This is a genomic window from Leeuwenhoekiella sp. MAR_2009_132 (assembly GCF_000687915.1).
Taxonomy (GTDB): Bacteria; Bacteroidota; Bacteroidia; order Flavobacteriales; family Flavobacteriaceae; genus Leeuwenhoekiella.
In genome coordinates this window covers 212361-232167 of the sequence record NZ_JHZY01000004.1, presented here as the reverse complement: position 1 = coordinate 232167, position 19807 = coordinate 212361, and the positions used below count along the sequence as shown (strand labels likewise).

Genomic DNA, 19807 nt, shown 5'->3' with positions numbered 1-19807 from the left:
TTTATTTCATTAAAAGTAGTAACCAACATTTATATTAAACCGAGCTTCCCATTTTGCATCGGGATTACCTACTGCAAAATCATCTACAAAGTTTCCGCCTAGCCAGGAATGATTATATCCTGCGGCATAATCTATATAGGTATAAACAGACCCTGCAGTAACCAGAACTCCGGTGACATTTTGAAAAGAATCTGTAAACTCCTGTTCTTTTTTCTGCATATAACCAAAATCGTTATACAATTCAATTTGTGAAATAGGTCCCCAGTTCACTTTAACTTTTTTAGAGATAGCTGCGGTGTACATATTAAAATCGCTGGCAATGGCATACGGGGTACCGTAAGCTCCCATCATAATGGTTTTATGAGATTCACCCGGGGCATTTTTTGGAGCATGAGAAACGGTTATAGCTTCTGTTTTTAAGTTCCAGTTTTCCCAATCTACCTCGTAGTGCAGAGCAAGGGCATAGTGACTTCCGTTTTTATCTGTGTCTATATTGTACAGACTCCCATACTGTCCTGAAAAACCTATTCTATGCGCAGCCTTATCACCCAATTTTCGTACGACCTTTCCATTAAATTGATTAGTTTCTTTGTTGCGACCCACAACATCATACGAATATCTGCTCGAGCTGTTTTCTACATCTCCGCCAAAATTTAATTCTTCGGCATTTTTCAAAAAAGCAAAAGCATATTCCCAGTCATCGTCTGTATGCACATATTTTAATCCCATATCGTGATCATCTTCGAGACCTACGTAATAGGTAATATTGAAAAACCAATTATGTGAATTGTATTGCTTAATACCAAAAGGAACATAGACTAGGCCGGCGTGCAGCTCATTTTTTTCATTAAAGCGATATCCTACCCAACCTTGCTTTAAAAAACTTCCACCAAAGGCATCGGAGTAAAAGCGATATTCGGCATTTAAAAAGATGTTTTTATAGGAAGCTTTCGCATTAATTCTAAACATGTCATACCCTAATTCACCTCCTCTGGTTTTTTGTTCTTCTTTCCAGGAAGAATACACATAATTAAATCGCAGTGCACCGCCTAACTCAAGCCTGGGTTTCTCATCCTCCTGACTGAAACAACCCAGAGGTGCCATTAAAAGAATAACTATTTTAAAGTGGTTAGGAAGCTTTAAAATTTTATGCATTGTCGTTGTTAGTAGGGTTAATTTGGAAAACTAAGCGGAATTTTACGCTTTATTAAATTTTAGTATGTCAATTAGTATTTTTTTAAGGGTGACAGGCTTAACTTTATGAAAACCTTTTGATTTACAGTATTTTTAATGAATCCTGCAGAAGACTATATTTTTACGAAACCCGAACCGTATCGAAGTATTTTAATCGAATTGCAGGTGCTAATTAAATATGCCGTGCCCCAGGCAGTACTATTGTATAAATGGCATTTGCCTTTTTATTATTTGAATGGTAGGATGTTTTGTTTTCTAAATTTTAGAAAAACTTTTGTCGAGCTTAGTTTCCCTAAAGGTATTTTACTCAAAGATTCTAATACAAGGCTTACAGCAGGAGAAGGCCGGAAAAATCTACGTTCGCTGCGCTATCAAAATCTAGAAGAACTAGATGCAGAAATTGCAATTGGATTTTTAGAGCAAATGAAAGAGCTTTTAATATAAAAACCTGACTCAACTGAAATATATTTCTTATTTGAAGTCCTAATATTTATAGTTAAAAACTAATTTAATTAGGTTTCTTAGTTATTGATAAACTTGTTCTTGGTTAAAAATAAGTAGTATTTTAATAAACGAAGTAATCTATATACCGGGTCTTTTTCTATTTTTCCCTCATCTTATCAATTTTGATATGAAATAGGATTTAGAAGCCTATAAATTGAGTTTAAAATCTCAAGACAAAACTGATTGATCAATAAAACAAGATAAAAAGAATAAAATGAGAAGAATTTTGAAAAGTCTAATGCTGACATGTTTTATTATATGCACAGGTATAGTTATAGCACAGGAACCAGAAACGTTTAACACTGAAAATTATATATTGTACAAGCCATCAAAAACCGATGCCATATTAATACTTTTTGGTGGATTTGGTGAAGATGGAGTGGGTATTGAAAACGAGTTTCCAATAACGGATTTAGCTATTTCAAAAAATGTAGCAGTATTCTATTTAAATTACAATAGAAAAATCATTTTACAAGATGAAGAGAAAACTCAATTGGCTGCAATGTTACAGACATTGATATCCTCAAATGATCTTCCCAAGGATGCCATTTACATAGGCGGTTTATCTAGTGGCGGGGCAATGGCTCTTTTAATTAGTAATTATTTGACTGAAAATGTAGCGTACGACATCAAGCCGGTTGGTGTTTTTGCAGTTGACTCTCCAATAGATCTTGCAGCAATGTATCGTATTGCCAAACAAAATGTGGAGCGTAATTTTTCACCCGCCGACGCTGGGGAAAGTACATTTATACTTCAATTCTTTAATACCCAATTAGGAGATCCGGATGTTGAAATCACTCCTTATGAAAAGCACAGTTCGTTTGTTTATGAAACCGAAAACTTCCAAAACCTTAAAGCTTTAAAGAATACTAAAATCCGTTTGTACACGGAGCCAGATAAAACCTGGTGGAAACAAAATATGGGTGTTGAGTATGAGCAAATGAATGCGTTTCATTTAGAAAGAATGTCTCAGTTTTTGATGAGTCAGGATTACAAACACGTTGAGTTTATTAGTACTAAAGATAAGGGATATAGGGCAGACGGTACTAGACATCCGCACAGTTGGTCTATTGTAGATCAGGAAGATTTATTAAAGTGGATTCTTAACTTATAGAATATAATGAAGATAAAAATAAAAAATCCGTGTAGAATGAATTTTCTACACGGATTTTTTACTTCTATAATTTTTATTTTACTCGGCAACTACTTTACGTATTGCTACCAGCTTGGTTAATAAATCTTCTAGCAAACTTAAATCAAGCATATTGGCTCCGTCACTCTTTGCATTTTTAGGATCAAAGTGCGTTTCTATAAACAGACCATCTACACCTGCCGCAATACCTGCTTTTGCCATAGTGCCTATAAGTGCAGGACGACCACCGGTTACGCCACTGGTTTGATTGGGTTGTTGTAAACTGTGGGTTACATCAAGTACGGTAGGTGCATATTGACGCATGGTTGGGATGCCTCTAAAATCTACAATCATATCTTGATAGCCAAACATCGTCCCACGATCGGTAATCCATACATTTTCATTGCCGGTTTCGGTTACTTTGGTTACGGCGTGTTGCATAGATTCCGGACTCATAAATTGTCCTTTTTTAAGGTTGACAACTTTACCGGTTTCGGCGGCAGCCACAACAAGATCGGTTTGACGTACCAGAAACGCAGGTATTTGTAAAACATCTACATAAGCAGCAGCCATAGCGGCATCTTCATTTACGTGAATATCAGTTACGGTAGGTACGTCAAAAGTTTCAGAAACTTTGCGTAGAATCTTTAATGCTTTCTCGTCTCCAATTCCTGTAAAACTATCAAGACGGCTGCGATTTGCTTTTTTAAAACTTCCTTTAAAAACGTAAGGAATATTCAATTTATCAGTGATTCCAACAATTTTTTCAGCAATGCGTAATGCCATTTCTTCGCCTTCTATAGCACAAGGTCCTGCGAGTAAGAAGAAGTTGTTAGAATCTGTATGTTTTATTTTAGGAATATTTGTGAGTTTCATCGCTTAGGTTTTAAGGCAGTAAAGATAAGGCATTGGAAATAGGAAAAAGTTAGAAGTTAAAGGTTAAAAGTATAAAGTAGAAAGTAGCACCTTAAATGCACCGTTTCTTGGCTCGCGGCACTCAGGGGCCGGAAAAATTTAGTATCAGTCGGCAGTCTTAGTGGGCAGTATGCTGAATTCAAAGTTTAAGGTTGAAAAATTCAAGGATTTTTAAAAAGGTTATTTTTTAAAGATTCCGGGGTTCCACCAGAAAAAGTAAAAAGTTTGTCAGTTTTATGGCAGCGTTTTCTAGGTAAGTGTTAAAAGGTAAAAAGCAAAAAGTAAAAAGTAAAAAGTGGAAAATAGCAAGTTACACGGATTGTCAGTTTGAGCGCAGTCGAGAACCTATCGTTGATGACAACTACCAGCTACAAATTACGTATGGGAATAAATCAGAAGCAAAAATTCTAATTTACGGTTGACTTTTAACAGCAACCACATAAACGCTAATATAGATACTTATAGCATTACTTATTAACCCGCGGCAGGGATAGCAGCGGTATCCTTTTTTGTGAACGAGAGACTTTCTACGCCTTTTGGCGTATTCCGTAAAGTTATTAGCAAAAAAGATATAGCGAATAGCCCGGTTGCTGCTTGTGACTGATTTTCAATTTTTTAGAAGTTTTTTAATAAGCAGCAAGCCGCCCAGATTATAATTAAAAATAAGTGCTTAAAAATCCATTAATTAACCATATCTTTGCGCCCTTAAAATAAGGGCATCTTATGGAAATTAAAAACATTGCGATTATCGCTCACGTTGACCACGGTAAAACTACGTTGGTCGACAAAATCATGTACCATTGTCAATTGTTTCGTGAAAACGAAAACACGGGAGATCTTATCCTGGATAACAATGACTTAGAGCGCGAACGCGGTATTACTATTACGTCAAAGAACGTTTCAGTAATGTATAAGGGTACAAAAATCAACATTATTGATACTCCTGGTCACGCCGATTTTGGTGGAGAGGTAGAGCGTGTATTAAACATGGCTGATGGTGTACTTTTATTAGTTGATGCTTTTGAAGGACCAATGCCACAAACCCGTTTTGTACTTCAAAAAGCGATAGACTTAGGTCTTAAGCCTTGCGTGGTAATCAATAAAGTAGATAAAGAAAACTGTACTCCAGAAGAAGTTCACGAGAAAGTTTTTGACTTAATGTTTGAATTAGGTGCCGAAGAATGGCAGCTAGATTTCCCTACCGTTTACGGTTCTGCTAAGAACAACTGGATGAGTGATCATTGGGAAAATCAAACCGAAAATATAGAGCCCCTTCTTGATATGGTTATGGAGCACATTCCTGCACCAAAAATTGAAGAAGGTACAGTACAAATGCTTATTACATCATTAGACTTCTCTTCTTTTACCGGTCGTATTGCGATAGGTCGTTTACAAAGAGGGATTCTTAAAGAAGGTATGCAAGTATCTTTAGTGAAGCGTGACGGTACCGTTAAAAAAGTAAAAATTAAAGAATTACACACCTTTGAAGGTTTAGGACGTCTAAAAGTTCCTGAAGTTCTTCCGGGTGATATTTGTGCACTTGTAGGTATTGAAGGATTTGAGATAGGTGATACTATCGCAGATTTTGAAAATCCTGAAGCTTTGAAAACTATCGCTATTGATGAGCCTACAATGAGTATGCTTTTCACTATTAACGATTCTCCTTTCTTTGGTAAAGACGGTAAATTTGTGACTTCACGTCATATTAAAGACCGTTTATGGAAAGAGCTTGAGAAAAACTTAGCGCTTCGTGTTGAAGAAACCGGTAGTGCAGATAAGTTTATGGTTTTTGGTCGTGGGGTATTACACCTTTCTGTATTAATCGAGACTATGCGTCGCGAAGGTTACGAACTTCAAATAGGTCAGCCACAGGTAATCATTAAAGAAATTGATGGTGTTAAATGTGAGCCTATAGAAGAATTAACAATCGACTTACCAGAGAGTGTTTCTGGTAAAGCTGTTGAGATGGTTTCTATGCGTAAAGGTGAGATGCTAAGTATGGAAGCTAAAGGTGAGCGTATGATATGCCAGTTTATGATCCCATCACGTGGTATCATTGGCTTACGTAACCAATTGCTTACAGCTACTGCAGGTGAGGCTATTATGGCACACCGTTTTAAAGAGTATCAGCCTTTTAAAGGTACTATTCCAGGACGTATTAGTGGTTCTTTAGTTTCTATGGAAAACGGAAATGCAATACCGTATTCTATTGATAAATTACAGGATCGTGGTAAGTTCTTCGTATCTCCGGGTGAAGATATTTATGAAGGTCAGGTAATTGGTGAAAACTCACGTCAGGATGATATGAATATTAACATTACCAAAGCGAAGAAGCAGTCTAACGTACGTTCATCTGGTGCAGATGATAAAGCGAAGATTGTACCTGCAATCAAATTCTCATTAGAAGAAGCATTAGAGTACATTCAGAAAGATGAGTATGTTGAGGTAACACCTAACCACCTGCGTTTGCGTAAGGTATGGTTAAATGAAAATGATCGTAAACGTAACAAGATTTAATCTTACGTTTTAAGTTATAACAAAAAGCATTTCCGCAAGGAAGTGCTTTTTTTTTGCATTCTTTTTTAATTTGACGCAACCCTTTTTATTATTTTACATCTATTTTATATAACGCTAAAACAGTTCGTATGTTAATTAGATTTAAGTTGGTAATGGTTTTAATGGCAATACTATTTGCCGGTAGTTGTTCTAAAGATGATCAGGATTTCCCTACTACTACCGCAGAACTGCAAGTAAAGGTTAATGATACCTTACTTATAGCATCTAGAGAAACTGCGCCTGTTGAGGGTGGTCGTGAAGTTTCGGTAGAACCAAAACACGGAAAAGTATTTATAGATGCTTTTACGATAAAATATCTTGCAGATACAGGTTACACCGGTGAAGACTATTTAGAGATTACAAATAAAGGGTCTATAGGTGATGGTAACTATTTTATAACTTCTGTTGAGCAATATGCTATAAAAGTTAGTGAGTAGAACTAATAGCTATTAACACGATTAAAAAAGCACTTCTAACCCAGAAGTGCTTTTTTAGTTTAGCATGTTTCTAGAATTAATCCTAAACTTTGATTGCTGTTGCTCAAATCAATTTTTTGTAATTTACCCTGTTCTAAAACCGCACGTTTGTCAACTTTCAAAATTTTAAAATATACTACAGCATACAAATCCCGTTGGGATCGCTTTGTAGCTTCGTTAAACGGAACCTACAAAGGTTCTAAAAATACTTCATTCTTATTTCAGCGTGATTTTATGGAGTATCATAACGATCGGTTTGAAGATTACAGTTTGATGGTTTTTGAAGGCGATCAGGTGCTTGCGGTGCTTCCTGCAAATAGAGACGGGAACAAAGTCTATTCCCATCAAGGTTTAACTTATGGTGGTCTTGTGCTTGATGCCGAAATACGCCTGCAGACTGTCTTAGAAGTTTTTAAACAATTACTTCAATTTCTTTCGCAAAGCGGAATACTAACACTTGAAATTAAAGTGTTACCGCAATTTTATCAGGAATTACCGGGAGATGAACTCGATTATTTGCTATTTCTAACGGATGCAACACTCGTTAAAACCGAAGCAGCTTCCGTAATTGATTTACACAACCGCATCCCACTGCACAGCTCGCGTAAAGACGGAATACGGAAAGCAAAAAATAACGGTTTAGAACTCGTAGAGACTAAAGATTTTACATCTTTTTGGAATACCATTCTTATCCCAAACCTGCAGTTACGACACGACACTATACCTGTTCATAGCTTAACGGAGATTAGTATGCTTGCCGAAAAATTTCCATACAATATACGTCAGTTTAATGTGCTTGATGCAGAAGAAACCTGCGTAGCGGGCGCTACTATTTTCGAAACGCCTACAGTAGCACACGTTCAATACATTTCGGCAAATGAAGACCGGCAGCAACTGGGAAGTTTAGATTTGCTTTTTGATTATTTAATTTCAAAATATAGTAAAGAAAAGTATTATTTTGATTTTGGAACTTCAAACGAAGAAGCCGGTAAGAAGCTCAATGGCGGACTCCAATTCTGGAAAGAAGGTTTCGGTGCCCGAACTCGCGTTCAGCGCACCTATAGCGTCGCTACAGCAAATCATACCCTCCTTAATGATGTTGTACTATGATTCCGTTTTTAGATCTTCAGAAAGTTAATGCGCCCTATACAGCGTCTTTTAAGAAACGGTTTGATGATTTTTTACAGGATGGTACTTTTATTTTAGGAGGTGCTGTTTCTCAATTTGAACTGGAATTTGCAAAGTACTGTAACACATCTCATTGCATCGGGACAGGAAATGGTTTTGATTCACTTCGGCTTATTTTTGAAGGCTTAAAGCTACAAGGAAAACTAAATATTGGAGACAGCGTTATAGTCGCTGCAAACTCGTATATCGCTACTGTTATTGCGGTTTTAAGTGCCGGGTTAAAGCCTTTGTTTGTTGAAGTTGAAGAACAGTTTTTTAATATTGATTTACAGAAAATAGGCGTGCCTGATGCATCTGTAAAAGCGGTTTTAATCACACATCTATATGGGCAATTAGGAGCAGTTGAAGCAATTTCCGCTTATACTAAAAAGCACAATTTACTGCTGATTGAAGATGCTAGCCAGGCTCATGGAGCTAAATTAAATGGTTGTAAATCCGGAAGTTTTGGTGTTGCGGCGGCCTTTAGTTGCTATCCTACAAAAAACCTGGGAGCATTAGGCGATGCAGGTTTGATCACAACTTCAGATGCAACCCTTGCAGAGATTATAAAAAAACTAAGAAACTACGGTAGAAGTTCAGCCTATGAAAATGAGTATACAGGTTTTAATTCGCGTCTAGATCCGTTACAAGCTATATTTTTAAGTGAGAAGCTAAACGATTTAGATGCACAAAATACCCAGCGCAGATCAATTGCCGCGCGCTATGCTGCAGAAATTAATAATGAACATATAAAACTTCCGCTTTGGGATTTATCTGAAAATCATGTTTTTTATGTTTACGTAGTTCGGGTTAAAAACAGATCACATTTTTTAATGTATTTAGAATCTTGTGAAGTTGGTTTTGCACTTCATTATCCTATACCGCCGTATAGGCAGGCGGCTTTAAAAGACTACAATTCACTCAGCTTTCCCATAACGGAAACTTTAGCAAACGAGAGTGTAAGCATCCCTTTAAATACAACACTTACCGAATCTGAAATTACAATCATAATAGCAGTTTTAAACGCGTATAATGCTTAAGTATTTACGACTGCTTATCGCACAAAATATACTGCTTAAAGTAAGTTTGTTTAATGCCATAGGTATTTTTGTGCGTGTGGTTTGCGGGTTAATCACTTCAAAATTAATTGCGTTTTATCTGGGCGCTTCGGGAATGGCAATTCTTGGGGATTTGCGTAACTTTTTAAGCTCGGTACAGAGCGTAAGTCAGTTGGGAATTAGTAACGGGGTCATTAAATATACTGCTGAATATAAAACAGAGAAATATAGATTTAATCGTTTAGTAGCGACTGCTCTAAAAATAGGATTAGGATGCTCGATAGTAGTAGGTTGTATCTTAGTAGTATTCTCAAATCCTATAAATTATTTTGTGTTTAATGGCGTACATGACTATGCATCTATAATTAAAATTACAGGTTTTGTATTGCCTCTATTTACTCTTAATGCATTACTGGTAAACGTTATTAATGGGATGGGAGCTTATAAAAAAGTCATTCAAATTAATGTAGCCACTAATGTTCTGGGTGTGGTCGTTTCCGCCTTATTAATTATTTACTTCAATCTTTTTGGAGCTTTACTGGCCTTAGTAATTTCAGGAGTAATGGCTTTTGTGATAACAGGTGTTTTTCTGTTGAACAAGCGGCATTATTTTTTACAAATGGTAGGAGAGCGCATAGATATTGAAATCGTAAAAAAGTTAGCTTCTTATGGCGGGATGACTCTTTTTTCTGCAATTGCATCACCCTGGGTTTATATAGCGATTCGTAAACATATTATTAAAACTGACGGAATTGTAAATGCCGGTTACTGGGATGCGATGCTGCGCCTTTCTGAATATTATATGATGTTTGCCACCACATTGATGACGCTTTATTTTTTACCTAAGCTCTCTGCGGTTGCCTCAAAAAAGGAATTTAGAACAGAAGTTTTAAATTTTTATAAAACCATTTTGCCATTTTTTGGAGTTGGTTTAATTCTTATTTTTTTGTTGAAATCATACATTATAAAGATTGTATTTAATGCCTCATTCTTAGAGATGCGATCTATTTTTATATGGCAACTTGCAGGAGATTTTTTTAGGGTGGCTAGCCTGGTAATTGCATATCAATTAGTAGCAAAAAATAAGTTTTGGTTATTTATAGGTACTCAAATACTATCCTTATCAATAATCTACTTATCTAGCCGGATTTTTATAGATGCTTATGGCTTTATAGGTGCAGCAATGGGACATTTATTAAGTTATGCCTTGTATTTGCTGGTTATGGTTGGGGTATTTTACAAATCCTTATTCGGTAGATTATGATTAAATCACTGGCTTCATTGCGTTTTGTGTTTGCTTTTATGGTGTTTTTACATCATATAGGTATTTTACAAGATGCTATAGGTCACGCCTTTTTTTACAGTCTCAGCGGTTTTATACTCTCGTATGTTTATCAAGAGCGATTTGTGCAACAGCGGTTTACTACACGTGCATTTCTAAAACTTCGATTTAGTAGATTATATCCTTTGTATATTCTCACACTGCTGGTTGCAATTCCTCTTACAATTGATGCATTTGCGCTTGAGCCTATTGAGGAAATTTTAAAATTGGTGAGCAGTATTTTTATGCTTCAAAGTTTTATTCCTGTAGCAGATTATTATTTTTCTTTTAACGGTTTGGCGTGGAGTATATCAGATTTGTTTTTCTTTTATACGCTCTTTCCAATACTTATTAAAGGGCTGTACAAAGCTTCCGCGAAAGCATTACTGGGAAGTTCTATTTTAGTTATGCTGGGTATTTTTGGCTTAATGCAAATTGTACCCGAAGCCTGGCAGCACTGGTTTTTTTATGTGAATCCGTTTTTGCGTTTAGCAGATTTTGTATTGGGAATGGTACTCTTTCAATTATTAAAAAATGTAGTATTTAAAAAATACGAACCCAGATTCACATTTTACGAAATAGTTGCGTGTTTACTGCTTATAGGATTTTACTGGGGGGCACCATTGTTTCCTAAAGTGTTGCGGTATTCAATCTATTATTGGATTCCTATGACAGTTTTTATTGGTGTTTTTGCAGTTCAAAAAGGATATATATCGCGTCTTTTAACTAATAGGGTGATGCTACTTTTAGGAGAACTCAGTTTTGGGTTTTACCTCTGGCATCAGCTAATTATACGTTATGCCTATCGTTTTGTAAATCATTACCAATTGGGAATAAATATATGGCTATTGATAAGCCTGTGTTTTATACTAATACTTGTAGTAAGTTGGTTCTCGTATCGCTATTTTGAAATGCCAATCAAGCGGAAACTGCGTCAGTTTTGGGTTTAGCCGTTTCCCAGGCTTTAATGTATTGTTTTGCTATAGCAGTACTATCGTGATATTCTTCTATAAACTTTCGGGCATTCAAGCCTATTTCAGTGATGAGAGAAGGATTTAAAATGAGTTGCTCCAAATCATCAGCGATTATTTCAGCGTCAGGTATAGTATGTATAGCCACACTATTTTTAGCAAGCTTGTAGTGTTTTGTAAAAAGCTCACCGGCACCGGTAAACACTACTTTGCCTTTTGCCATCGCTTCTAGAGCATTGTAACCTTGATCTTCGGCGTAGGTCTGATCTAAAATGATATGTGCATTATCGTATGCGTTTATATATTCGGCGTACGGAATATTAGAAACTGAAACTACCTGAACACGATTGGGATATTTATTCTGAATAATTTCAAGTGCTGCTTCAAAATAGTTGTTTCCTTTTTTATAATAATTTACCTGATTGATGCCGTGAAAAATCACAATAGGATTTGGTTTAGGAAGTGGTAGCGCAACGAGTTTTTCTAAATGAATAGGATTGGGAATAAGACCATAATAATCATCCACATTTGTATAAGCAGGATGGTAATCAAAATCTGTACTTATAATGAGGTCCTTTAATTTAAATATGAAGTCGTGGTATTTTTTATGACTTAAAGAAATATACTGCTCACTATACGGAAACTCAATTTCAGGATGTTGTAAAATAGGATGATGCTTCAGTTTATTAAGGTTGCTTAAATAAATTAAATCATCGCCACAGGCCAGAATAACTAATTTAGGAGTTAATTGCCGCAGCTGTTCTATGATTCTACGTTCTATAAAATAAGGAGTTTTTAAGGGGTATTCATTAATAAGCTGAATAACATCATAAGGTTTTTGATCTACCAGATAATCTAATGCTCGGTAACCAATTTCAAGCGTAGCAATATCAAATTTTGTGAGTCGGTACAGGGCTTTTCGATAAAAGTTTAACAGCGAGTAACCGGTTATACGCTTTGCTTTTAGTTTTACGTCTGAAGGGTAGTCTTTAAAAGCATCCCCCGTACTCATTAAAGTTACGGTGTGACCTAAATTTTCCAGTCCGGCTTTTAGACTGTTGTGCAGATTGCTGTATTCACCTACCAGCAGAATTCTCATAATTTGCGTTACTTTTAGCCTGAAAAGATACACATTCTCTGAGATCAAATCTTAAAAATATAGGTATTCTAACCGAGTCGCTAGCGGGAGGTGGTGCAGAGCGATCTGCAGCTTTACTATCAATAGAGCTTACAGATTTGGGCTATGAGGTGCACCTTTGCACAATTACAGACGCCGTGGGGTATGCCTACAAGGGGAAGTTGCTAAATCTTGGGTTATTGAAGAATACCCGTAATGATCCCTTTAATAAATTAAAAAGGTTCCTCTATTTTAAAAACTACCTGAAACAGAATCAGATTCAGGTGGTGCTTGATTTTAGAATGCGTAGTTCTATTATTAAGGAAATTGTAATTAGAAAGTTTTTTTACAAAACGAGTCTTCCGGTTTATATGGTGCGCAGTTCACATATAGCGTATTACTTTCCAAAAAATAAAACGCTCAACAAATGGTTTTTTAAGAATAGCTTTATAAATGTACTCAGTCATTCAACCAGATTAGAGCTAGAAAAATGCTACAAGCTTCAACATATTGAAGTTATACCCAATTCTATTTCGTTAGCATCATACGCAGATTATTATGATTTACCAGATGGAATTCAAAATACATATATCATTGCTTCGGGAAGATTAGAACGGGGTGTTAAGCAATTTGATAAATTAATTGAAGCGTATGCAGAAAGTATATTGCCCGAACATAATATAGATTTGTTGATTCTGGGACAGGGTGAAATGCTTGAAACTTTAAAAGCACTGGTGGCAAGGAAACATTTACAACATCGTGTACATTTTAAAGGCTTTGTCGACAATCCTGAAAATTATGTGGCCAATGCGCTTTTTTCGGTAATGTGTAGTAACTACGAGGGATTTCCCAGAGTTATTCTTGAAAGTCTGGCGTGTCAAACTTCAGTAATAGCGACCAACAGCCCTACCGGTCCTGCAGAAATTTTAGACGGCAGTAACGGCATTCTCGTACCGTATCAAGATTTTAAAGGCTTAACTAAGGCCATGAATGAATTAGCCTTAAACACCGAACTTAGACTTAAATTTAAAGCTGCTGCCCGAGCTAGTATTCGTAAATTTGACACTTCAGTAATTAGTACAGACTGGCAAAATTATTTGGAACGCATTTATGAATATTCCCAGACGCATAGCATTACCTAAGATAGAGGATCAACGAGGAAATCTTTCGGTAATAGAACAAGATTCGCTCCCTTTTAAATTTAAAAGGGTTTACTATTTATATGATGTGCCTAGTGGCGCTTCGCGTGGCGGCCATGCACATCGAAAACAGAGTGAATTTCTAATTGCATTATCAGGAAGTTTTGATGTGCTTATAAAAACAGGAATCGGACAGGAGGTTTTTACCTTAAATAAACCTAATGAAGGCTTGTTGATACCTAATGGATATTGGCGTGAGCTTGATAATTTTTCAAGTGCTGGTATTTGCCTGGTTGCAGCAGAAGACGCTTTTAAAGAAGACGATTATATTCGTGACTTTGAAGATTTTGTCGCATTTAAAAACTCGTAAGTCGCTTTCCTTTAAAAAGCATTTTCTGTTTAAAATAGCGTATGCTGTTGAGCATTGCTGGAGGTGCGTTTAATAAAAAACGCTGCTTGTTATTTAAAAAGTTGGTATCTACATTTTTTCTCATTGCTATGAAGGCTTCAGTAGCGCGTTCTGCCTTATAAGAATTACAGAGGTAATAATAGTTGAGATTAATAAACCTCTTTAAGGAGTAATTACCTGCGTTTTCTAAAAGGTATTTGGCATAATCAGGTTGTTTTTTAAAACTCAGTTTGCTGCGCGTAATTTGATTTTCACTTTCGTATCTATAGTGGCAGGTCGTAGTAGCGTCAAAAGCCAATTTATAATTGAGGTTTGCACGTATAAAAAAATCGGTATCCTCAGCGTAGGTTATTGTTGGATCAAAGCCGCCAATAGTGCGAATGATTTCTTTTTTAAAACCGAAACTACTGGGAGTAATAAACGGCTGTTGTGCACTTGTTATAAAAAAATCTTCAATGAGAAGAGTAGTTGTTTTAAAGCCTGTGTTTGTTTTTGGTTTTATGAGTAATCCGTTAGGCAATAATTCACTGTAAGCAGTGCCGTAAAGCTGAGCTTCAGGGTAGGAATCAATAAGATTTGCAATCTTTTGAAGATGATTGGGAAGCCATATATCATCTGCATCTATAAGGCAAATTACACTACCTAAGGCGTGTTCTATTCCCGTGTTTCGGGCATTTGAGAGTCCGTTATTAGCTTGATTTATAAGTTTAGTTTTTTCATTTTTAAGACTTAATACGTGATGTTCACTTCCATCGGTACTCCCGTCATTAATAACCACTACTTCATAATCTGTAAAGTTTTGAGCATACACAGATTGTAAGGTTTCTTTAATGAAATTTGCCTTGTTATATAGCGGTATGACGACAGTAATTTTAGGCATCTTCTTTCAGGATTTTAAGAAAATAATACAAACGATAGGCATCAAATAGTTTTAACGAGGGTTTTGAAGAAAGTAAGTTTTTTATCACCTTCTTTTGAATGCGATGGAACAATTTTATATAGCCATTAGCAACACCTGTTTTTTGCATTTTGAGTGCGATTTGCTGTAAGGGTCTGTAATCTTCTGCAATAAGGTCGTGACGCTGCAAATAGACTAAAGTTTGCAAACCTTCATAGGTTTTTTGAAGATATGATTCAGAATCTTCAAGTCCTAAATGCATCACCGGATTTTCAAGATGCAAAACAACTGCCTTAAGTTTTTTTAATCTGTAGGTTAGGTAAATGTCTAACCCATACAAATTTGTAAGAGGCATATTCAACTCCAGATAAAGACTTTTAGTGATGGCTAACCCCGCTGCGGTGATAGATTTGTAAGGATTGAATTCACGTTCTTTTTTTAACCGGCTTTCGCGGTTTTTACCATAAACCCAACGCAGCATTTTGTTGTTTTCAGGAAATTCTTTTGAGTATGCGATACCTCCAAAAATAACCTGAGCACGTTGCATATTTAAAACTATTTGCTCAAGAAAATCTGAGTTAACCGGCATTACATCTGCATCTAAAAAAAGAAGCCAATCATAGCGCGCCTCTTCTGCAAGAAATTGGCTGGTAGCGGTTCTACCTCTATTGGTTTCAAACTGCGTATAGGTACAATGTTGAAGACCTATTAAAAACTGATTTTTAGATCGTGTCTGAAAATCTGTAGATGCATCGTCTGCCAACCGTATTTCGTATACGAGATTTAAGGTTTCAGCCATAGTGCGAATGCTGAAAACCAATTCTGAAACATCAGTATTAAAAACCGGTATGAGAATAGATAACATACCTACAAGTTAAACTTAAATGGTCTTTTGTACGACTTCAAAGATTTTATTTCCGTCGCATTTAAGAGTTTTTGAAGGGTATTTTAAAAGCAATGCATAATCGTGAGTAGCCATTAAAATAGTATTGCCATTTTTGTTGATTTCTTGAAGCACGCCCATAACCTCTACAGAAGTTTGCGGGTCAAGATTTCCGGTAGGCTCATCTGCTAAAATAAGCTCAGGGTCGTTGAGCAAAGCACGGGCAATTGCTACACGTTGTTGCTCACCGCCAGAAAGCTGATAAGGGTATTTAAAGCCTTTGGTTTTCATACCTACCTTGTCTAAGACTTCATCAATCTTAGTATCCATGTCTGCCTGAATTTTCCAGCCGGTTGCTTTTAAAACAAACTTGAGATTTTCTTTTACGGTACGATCATTTAGTAATTTAAAATCCTGAAAGACAACGCCAAGTTTTCGGCGTAAAAAAGGAATTTGCTTCTCTTTTAAGGTCACTAAATCAAAATCTACAATAGTGCCTTCACCTTGTTGCAAGGGCAAATCACCATAAAGCGTTTTCATAAAACTACTCTTACCACTTCCGGTTTTACCTATGAGATATACAAACTCACCTTTATTTATAGAAAGACTTATATCTGAAAGAATAAGGCTTTCACGCTGAAAAATAGATGCATTTTTAAGTTGCAGAACCGGTGTTGACATAAAATAAAATAAATAAAACCCACTCAGTGTGGTGATTAACTGCTAAAAATCTACAGATATTAGTTGGCTGATTCAATTCAGTTTTAAAGTAGTATTCATCATACGATTTATATACTGCTATTTTAAAACCGAAATCAAAAGTACAATAACTATTTGATTTGATTACAGGCTCCTCACGTCAAAGCGTTGTTGAAAACTCGTTTAAAATAAGCGTTTAAAGTTCTTTTGAAGAACTGCACTCTAGATATAATTATCCTAGTTTTGTAGCGTTACTGGTAGTAGTCATTTAGTTTAGCTAACGCTGAAGAATCGCTACTAATTGAATTTAAACACAACCATTTTTATGATGAAGAAATATGTACTTCTGGCACTAATAACGCTGGTTACGTTGCCCGTAGTTACTGCACAGCAGTCTGAGGCTTTTACAAATGAGCTTGCAAAATACAATAAGGCACTTACCTTATACAACAGTAAACAATATCTGGCTGCTCAGGCTCTTTTTGGAGAAATTAAGCAGGAAACTACAGACCCTACGATAGAAGGAGATTGTGCGTATTATATCGCTAATGCTGCAGTACGACTCAATCAAAGTGGTGCAGATGCTTCTATGGAAAAGTTTGTAGAAACCTACCCCACAAGCACAAAACGAAATGCGGCGTACTACGATGTAGCAGAATATTATTTTGAAAACGGTAAATACGCAGCATCAAAACGCTGGTATGAGCAGGTAGATTTAGACCGCTTGAGTTATTTAGAACTAGAGCGTTTTAACTTTAATATGGGCTACGTTCATTTAAAAACTAACAGTCCTGAAGAGGCTAAAGAATATTTTAGACGCGTACGCAACTCAGAAAAATACGGTCCGCAAGCCAAATATTATGAAGGGTTTATGGCTTATGAAAATGATGATTACGAAGAAGCAAGTCAACTTTTTGAAGAAGTAGAAGCAGAAGAAGGCGTTCGGGAAGATCTGAGTTACTTTAAAGCCGATTTAAACTTTAAAAAAGGAAATTTTGAGGAGGCTATACAATTGGCTAAAGAGCAATTGCCTGGCGCAACCCGCTTAGATGCTTCAGAATTAAATAAAATAATAGGAGAGAGTTATTTTAATTTGGGTAATTTTTCAGAAGCACTTCCTTATTTAAAAGAATATAAAGGTAAACGCGGTCGCTGGTCTAACACAGACTACTACCAGTTAGGTTATGCCTATTACAAACAAGGCGATTTTGAAAGCGCAATAGGGGAATTCAATAAGATTGTAGACGGTAAAAACAGTGTGGCTCAAAATGCGTATTACCATCTTGCCGATGCCTATTTACAAACAGACCGCAAGCAGGAAGCGCTTAATGCGTTTCGTAATGCGTATCAAATGGATTTTGTGCCAAAGATTAAAGAAGATAGTGGTTTAAACTATGCTAAGTTAAGTTACGAGATAGGTAATGCATATGAGCCGGCACCGCAGGCAATAGGAAATTACTTAGAAGCCTACCCTAATACAACAGAGCGTCAAACCTTAGAAACGCTTCTAATTGATTCTTACATTACTTCTAAAAATTATGAAGGTGCTATGGCGCTGATTGAAAATAATAGAAATTTTCAAGACAAGGAAGCCTACCAAAAAGTAGCATTCTACCGAGGAATCGAATTATACAATGACGGAAACTACAGTGAAGCCATTGCAAATTTTGAAAAGTCACTTAAAGACCCGCGTACTGCTAATTTTACAGCACGCGCATTATACTGGAAAGCAGAAAGTGAGTACACGCTTAATAACATAGACGATGCACTACTAACGTTTAAGCAGTTTGAGCAAAGCAATGCGGCGAGTACGTTGCCAGAATATAAAGACCTGGGTTACAACTTAGGTTATGCATACTTCAAAAAGAAAAACTACGATCAGGCAATCAAATATTTTGAAAGTTATAGCAAGTCTGGCGCTTCAGACAATGTGCGTAAAGTAGATGCGTTTATGCGTCTGGGAGATAGTTACTTTATAAGCAGTAAATACTGGCCGGCTATGGAAGCTTACAATGCAGCAATAGAGATGCCGGGAGGTGATCGCGATTATGCAACCTTTCAAAAAGCAATTAGTTATGGTTTTGTAGATCGTAATCCTCAAAAGATTGAGGCGTTAAACAGTTTTACAGCTCAGTTTCCAAAATCGAGCTACCGCGATGATGCTTTATATGAATTGGGTAACACTTATGTAGCTACCGGTAATAACGATAAAGGTATTGAAGCCTATGATCGTCTGGTACGCGAAATACCAAAAAGTAAGTTTGCTGCAAAAGCGCAGCTTAAAAAGGCACTTATTTACGATAATACCGGTCGCAGTCCGCAGGCTTTAGCACTGTTTAAAAAAGTAGCTCAGGATTTTCCGGGAACTCCAGAAGGGGTTCAGGCAGTTGCTTCTGCAAAGTTGATTTATATAGACAACGGGCAGGTAGAAGAGTACGGTCGTTGGGCAAATGGTCTTGATTATATTTCTGTAGAAGATTCAGAATTAGATGATGCTGCTTTTTCTTCCGCGGAAAAACAATTTGTAAATAGTAACAATCCTGTTGCTATTCAGAATTTTGAAAAATATCTAAGAGAGTATCCTAACGGACAACGTGCTATGGAAGCACACTTTTACCTGGGGCAGTTGTACTTTGGTAAAGAGGAGTTTGCGAAAACAATCCCGCATTACAAGTATGTTATTGATAAAGAGCGTAGCGAGTTTACAGAGCAGGCGTTAGCACGTTTAGGGCAGGTTTATTTGAGTGAGCGTAACTACGCCGCTGCTGTACCTGTGCTTCAGCGTTTAGAGAATGAGTCTGATATACCACAGAATACCATTTTTGCACAGAGTAACTTGATGAAGTCACATTACGAACTTAAAGATTACGTGCAATCTGTTTCTTATGCAGAGAAGGTTTTAGCAAATGCTAAAATTGATAATAAGGTAAAAAGTGATGCTCAGGTAATCATTGCCCGTAGTGCGATGAAAACGAATAATGAAAGTCGAGCGGCAGAAGCGTATGCACAGGTTTTAAAAATTGCAACAGGAGAATTAGCTGCAGAAGCTTTGTATTACGATGCATTCTTTAAAAACAAAAAAGCTGACTTCAAGGGCTCTAATGTACAGGTTCAGAAACTGGCTAAAGATTACAGCGGTTACAAAGAGTATGGTGCAAAAGGTCTGGTGTTAATGGCTAAAAACTTTTACGAGTTAGGAGATGCATACCAGGCGACTTACATTTTAGACAGTGTAATTACAAACTTTACAGATTATCCTGAGGTAGTTGCAGAGGCGAAACAAGAACTAAAGCGCATCAAAGCAGCAGAGTCTAAAACGAATTCATCTTTAGGAGAAAATTAAAATTCAGCATTGCTTAAAAATCTGT

At 36.5% G+C, this 19807-nt stretch carries 17 protein-coding genes; 11 read left to right on the top strand and 6 right to left on the bottom strand.

Annotated features, from left to right (window positions below; genetic code table 11):
- Positions 1-9 precede the first annotated feature (9 nt).
- Complete coding sequence (locus tag P164_RS09450) at positions 10-1155, bottom strand: hypothetical protein (protein ID WP_028376150.1); 1146 nt, start codon at positions 1153-1155, stop codon at positions 10-12.
- 135 nt (positions 1156-1290) lie between these two features.
- Between P164_RS09450 and P164_RS09445 the strand changes: the two genes are divergently transcribed.
- Together P164_RS09445 and P164_RS09440 are read left to right on the top strand one after the other, a co-directional pair.
- A complete protein-coding gene (locus P164_RS09445; RefSeq protein WP_028376149.1) occupies positions 1291-1638 on the top strand; it encodes a DUF1801 domain-containing protein in 348 nt (115 codons plus the stop codon).
- A 274-nt stretch (positions 1639-1912) separates the two neighbouring features.
- Positions 1913-2812, top strand: a complete 900-nt coding sequence (locus tag P164_RS09440) for a hypothetical protein (protein WP_028376148.1) — start codon at positions 1913-1915, stop codon at positions 2810-2812.
- A 78-nt stretch (positions 2813-2890) separates the two neighbouring features.
- On the opposite strand, the gene kdsA is transcribed toward P164_RS09440, so the two are convergent.
- The gene (kdsA, locus tag P164_RS09435; RefSeq protein WP_028376147.1) at positions 2891-3706 is read right to left on the bottom strand and encodes a 3-deoxy-8-phosphooctulonate synthase; all 816 of its coding nucleotides are present in this window, start codon (positions 3704-3706) and stop codon (positions 2891-2893) included.
- Positions 3707-4468: 762 nt separating this feature from the next.
- Here kdsA and typA point away from each other — a divergent pair.
- From typA to P164_RS09405, 6 genes are all read left to right on the top strand, one after another.
- Complete coding sequence (gene typA / locus P164_RS09430; protein WP_028376146.1) at positions 4469-6262, top strand: translational GTPase TypA; 1794 nt, start codon at positions 4469-4471, stop codon at positions 6260-6262.
- A 128-nt stretch (positions 6263-6390) separates the two neighbouring features.
- On the top strand, positions 6391-6738 hold the full coding sequence (locus P164_RS09425; protein WP_028376145.1) for a hypothetical protein: 348 nt from the start codon (positions 6391-6393) through the stop codon (positions 6736-6738).
- A gap of 147 nt (positions 6739-6885) precedes the next feature.
- Complete coding sequence (locus P164_RS09420) at positions 6886-7887, top strand: hypothetical protein (protein WP_051621319.1); 1002 nt, start codon at positions 6886-6888, stop codon at positions 7885-7887.
- A complete protein-coding gene (locus tag P164_RS09415; RefSeq protein ID WP_028376143.1) occupies positions 7884-8984 on the top strand; it encodes a DegT/DnrJ/EryC1/StrS family aminotransferase in 1101 nt (366 codons plus the stop codon). The genes P164_RS09420 and P164_RS09415 overlap by 4 nt, the downstream gene beginning before the upstream one ends.
- Positions 8977-10266, top strand: a complete 1290-nt coding sequence (locus P164_RS09410) for an O-antigen translocase (RefSeq protein ID WP_035899724.1) — start codon at positions 8977-8979, stop codon at positions 10264-10266. Before P164_RS09415 ends, P164_RS09410 begins: the two co-directional genes overlap by 8 nt.
- The gene (locus tag P164_RS09405) at positions 10263-11273 is read left to right on the top strand and encodes an acyltransferase family protein (RefSeq protein ID WP_028376141.1); all 1011 of its coding nucleotides are present in this window, start codon (positions 10263-10265) and stop codon (positions 11271-11273) included. The genes P164_RS09410 and P164_RS09405 overlap by 4 nt, the downstream gene beginning before the upstream one ends.
- On the opposite strand, the gene P164_RS09400 is transcribed toward P164_RS09405, so the two are convergent.
- Positions 11242-12393, bottom strand: coding sequence for a glycosyltransferase (locus P164_RS09400; protein ID WP_028376140.1), 1152 nt, complete (start codon positions 12391-12393; stop codon positions 11242-11244). The genes P164_RS09405 and P164_RS09400 overlap by 32 nt on opposite strands.
- 38 nt (positions 12394-12431) lie before the next feature.
- Here P164_RS09400 and P164_RS09395 point away from each other — a divergent pair, with 38 nt between their 5' ends.
- On the top strand, positions 12432-13553 hold the full coding sequence (locus tag P164_RS09395; protein WP_410503390.1) for a glycosyltransferase: 1122 nt from the start codon (positions 12432-12434) through the stop codon (positions 13551-13553).
- On the top strand, positions 13522-13920 hold the full coding sequence (locus tag P164_RS09390; protein ID WP_035899722.1) for a sugar 3,4-ketoisomerase: 399 nt from the start codon (positions 13522-13524) through the stop codon (positions 13918-13920). The genes P164_RS09395 and P164_RS09390 overlap by 32 nt, the downstream gene beginning before the upstream one ends.
- On the opposite strand, the gene P164_RS09385 is transcribed toward P164_RS09390, so the two are convergent.
- Genes P164_RS09385 through P164_RS09375 form a run of 3 tightly spaced genes read right to left on the bottom strand, consistent with a single transcriptional unit; the run spans position 13907 to position 16421 of the window.
- Complete coding sequence (locus P164_RS09385) at positions 13907-14839, bottom strand: glycosyltransferase family 2 protein (RefSeq protein ID WP_028376137.1); 933 nt, start codon at positions 14837-14839, stop codon at positions 13907-13909. The genes P164_RS09390 and P164_RS09385 overlap by 14 nt on opposite strands.
- Positions 14832-15722, bottom strand: coding sequence for a glycosyltransferase family 2 protein (locus P164_RS09380; protein ID WP_028376136.1), 891 nt, complete (start codon positions 15720-15722; stop codon positions 14832-14834). The genes P164_RS09385 and P164_RS09380 overlap by 8 nt, the downstream gene beginning before the upstream one ends.
- 15 nt (positions 15723-15737) lie before the next feature.
- The gene (locus tag P164_RS09375; RefSeq protein ID WP_028376135.1) at positions 15738-16421 is read right to left on the bottom strand and encodes a cell division ATP-binding protein FtsE; all 684 of its coding nucleotides are present in this window, start codon (positions 16419-16421) and stop codon (positions 15738-15740) included.
- A gap of 343 nt (positions 16422-16764) precedes the next feature.
- Here P164_RS09375 and P164_RS09370 point away from each other — a divergent pair, with 343 nt between their 5' ends.
- Entirely contained in the window at positions 16765-19782 is a 3018-nt protein-coding gene (locus P164_RS09370) for a tetratricopeptide repeat protein (RefSeq protein ID WP_028376134.1), read from the top strand.
- The last annotated feature ends 25 nt before the right edge of the window (positions 19783-19807 follow it).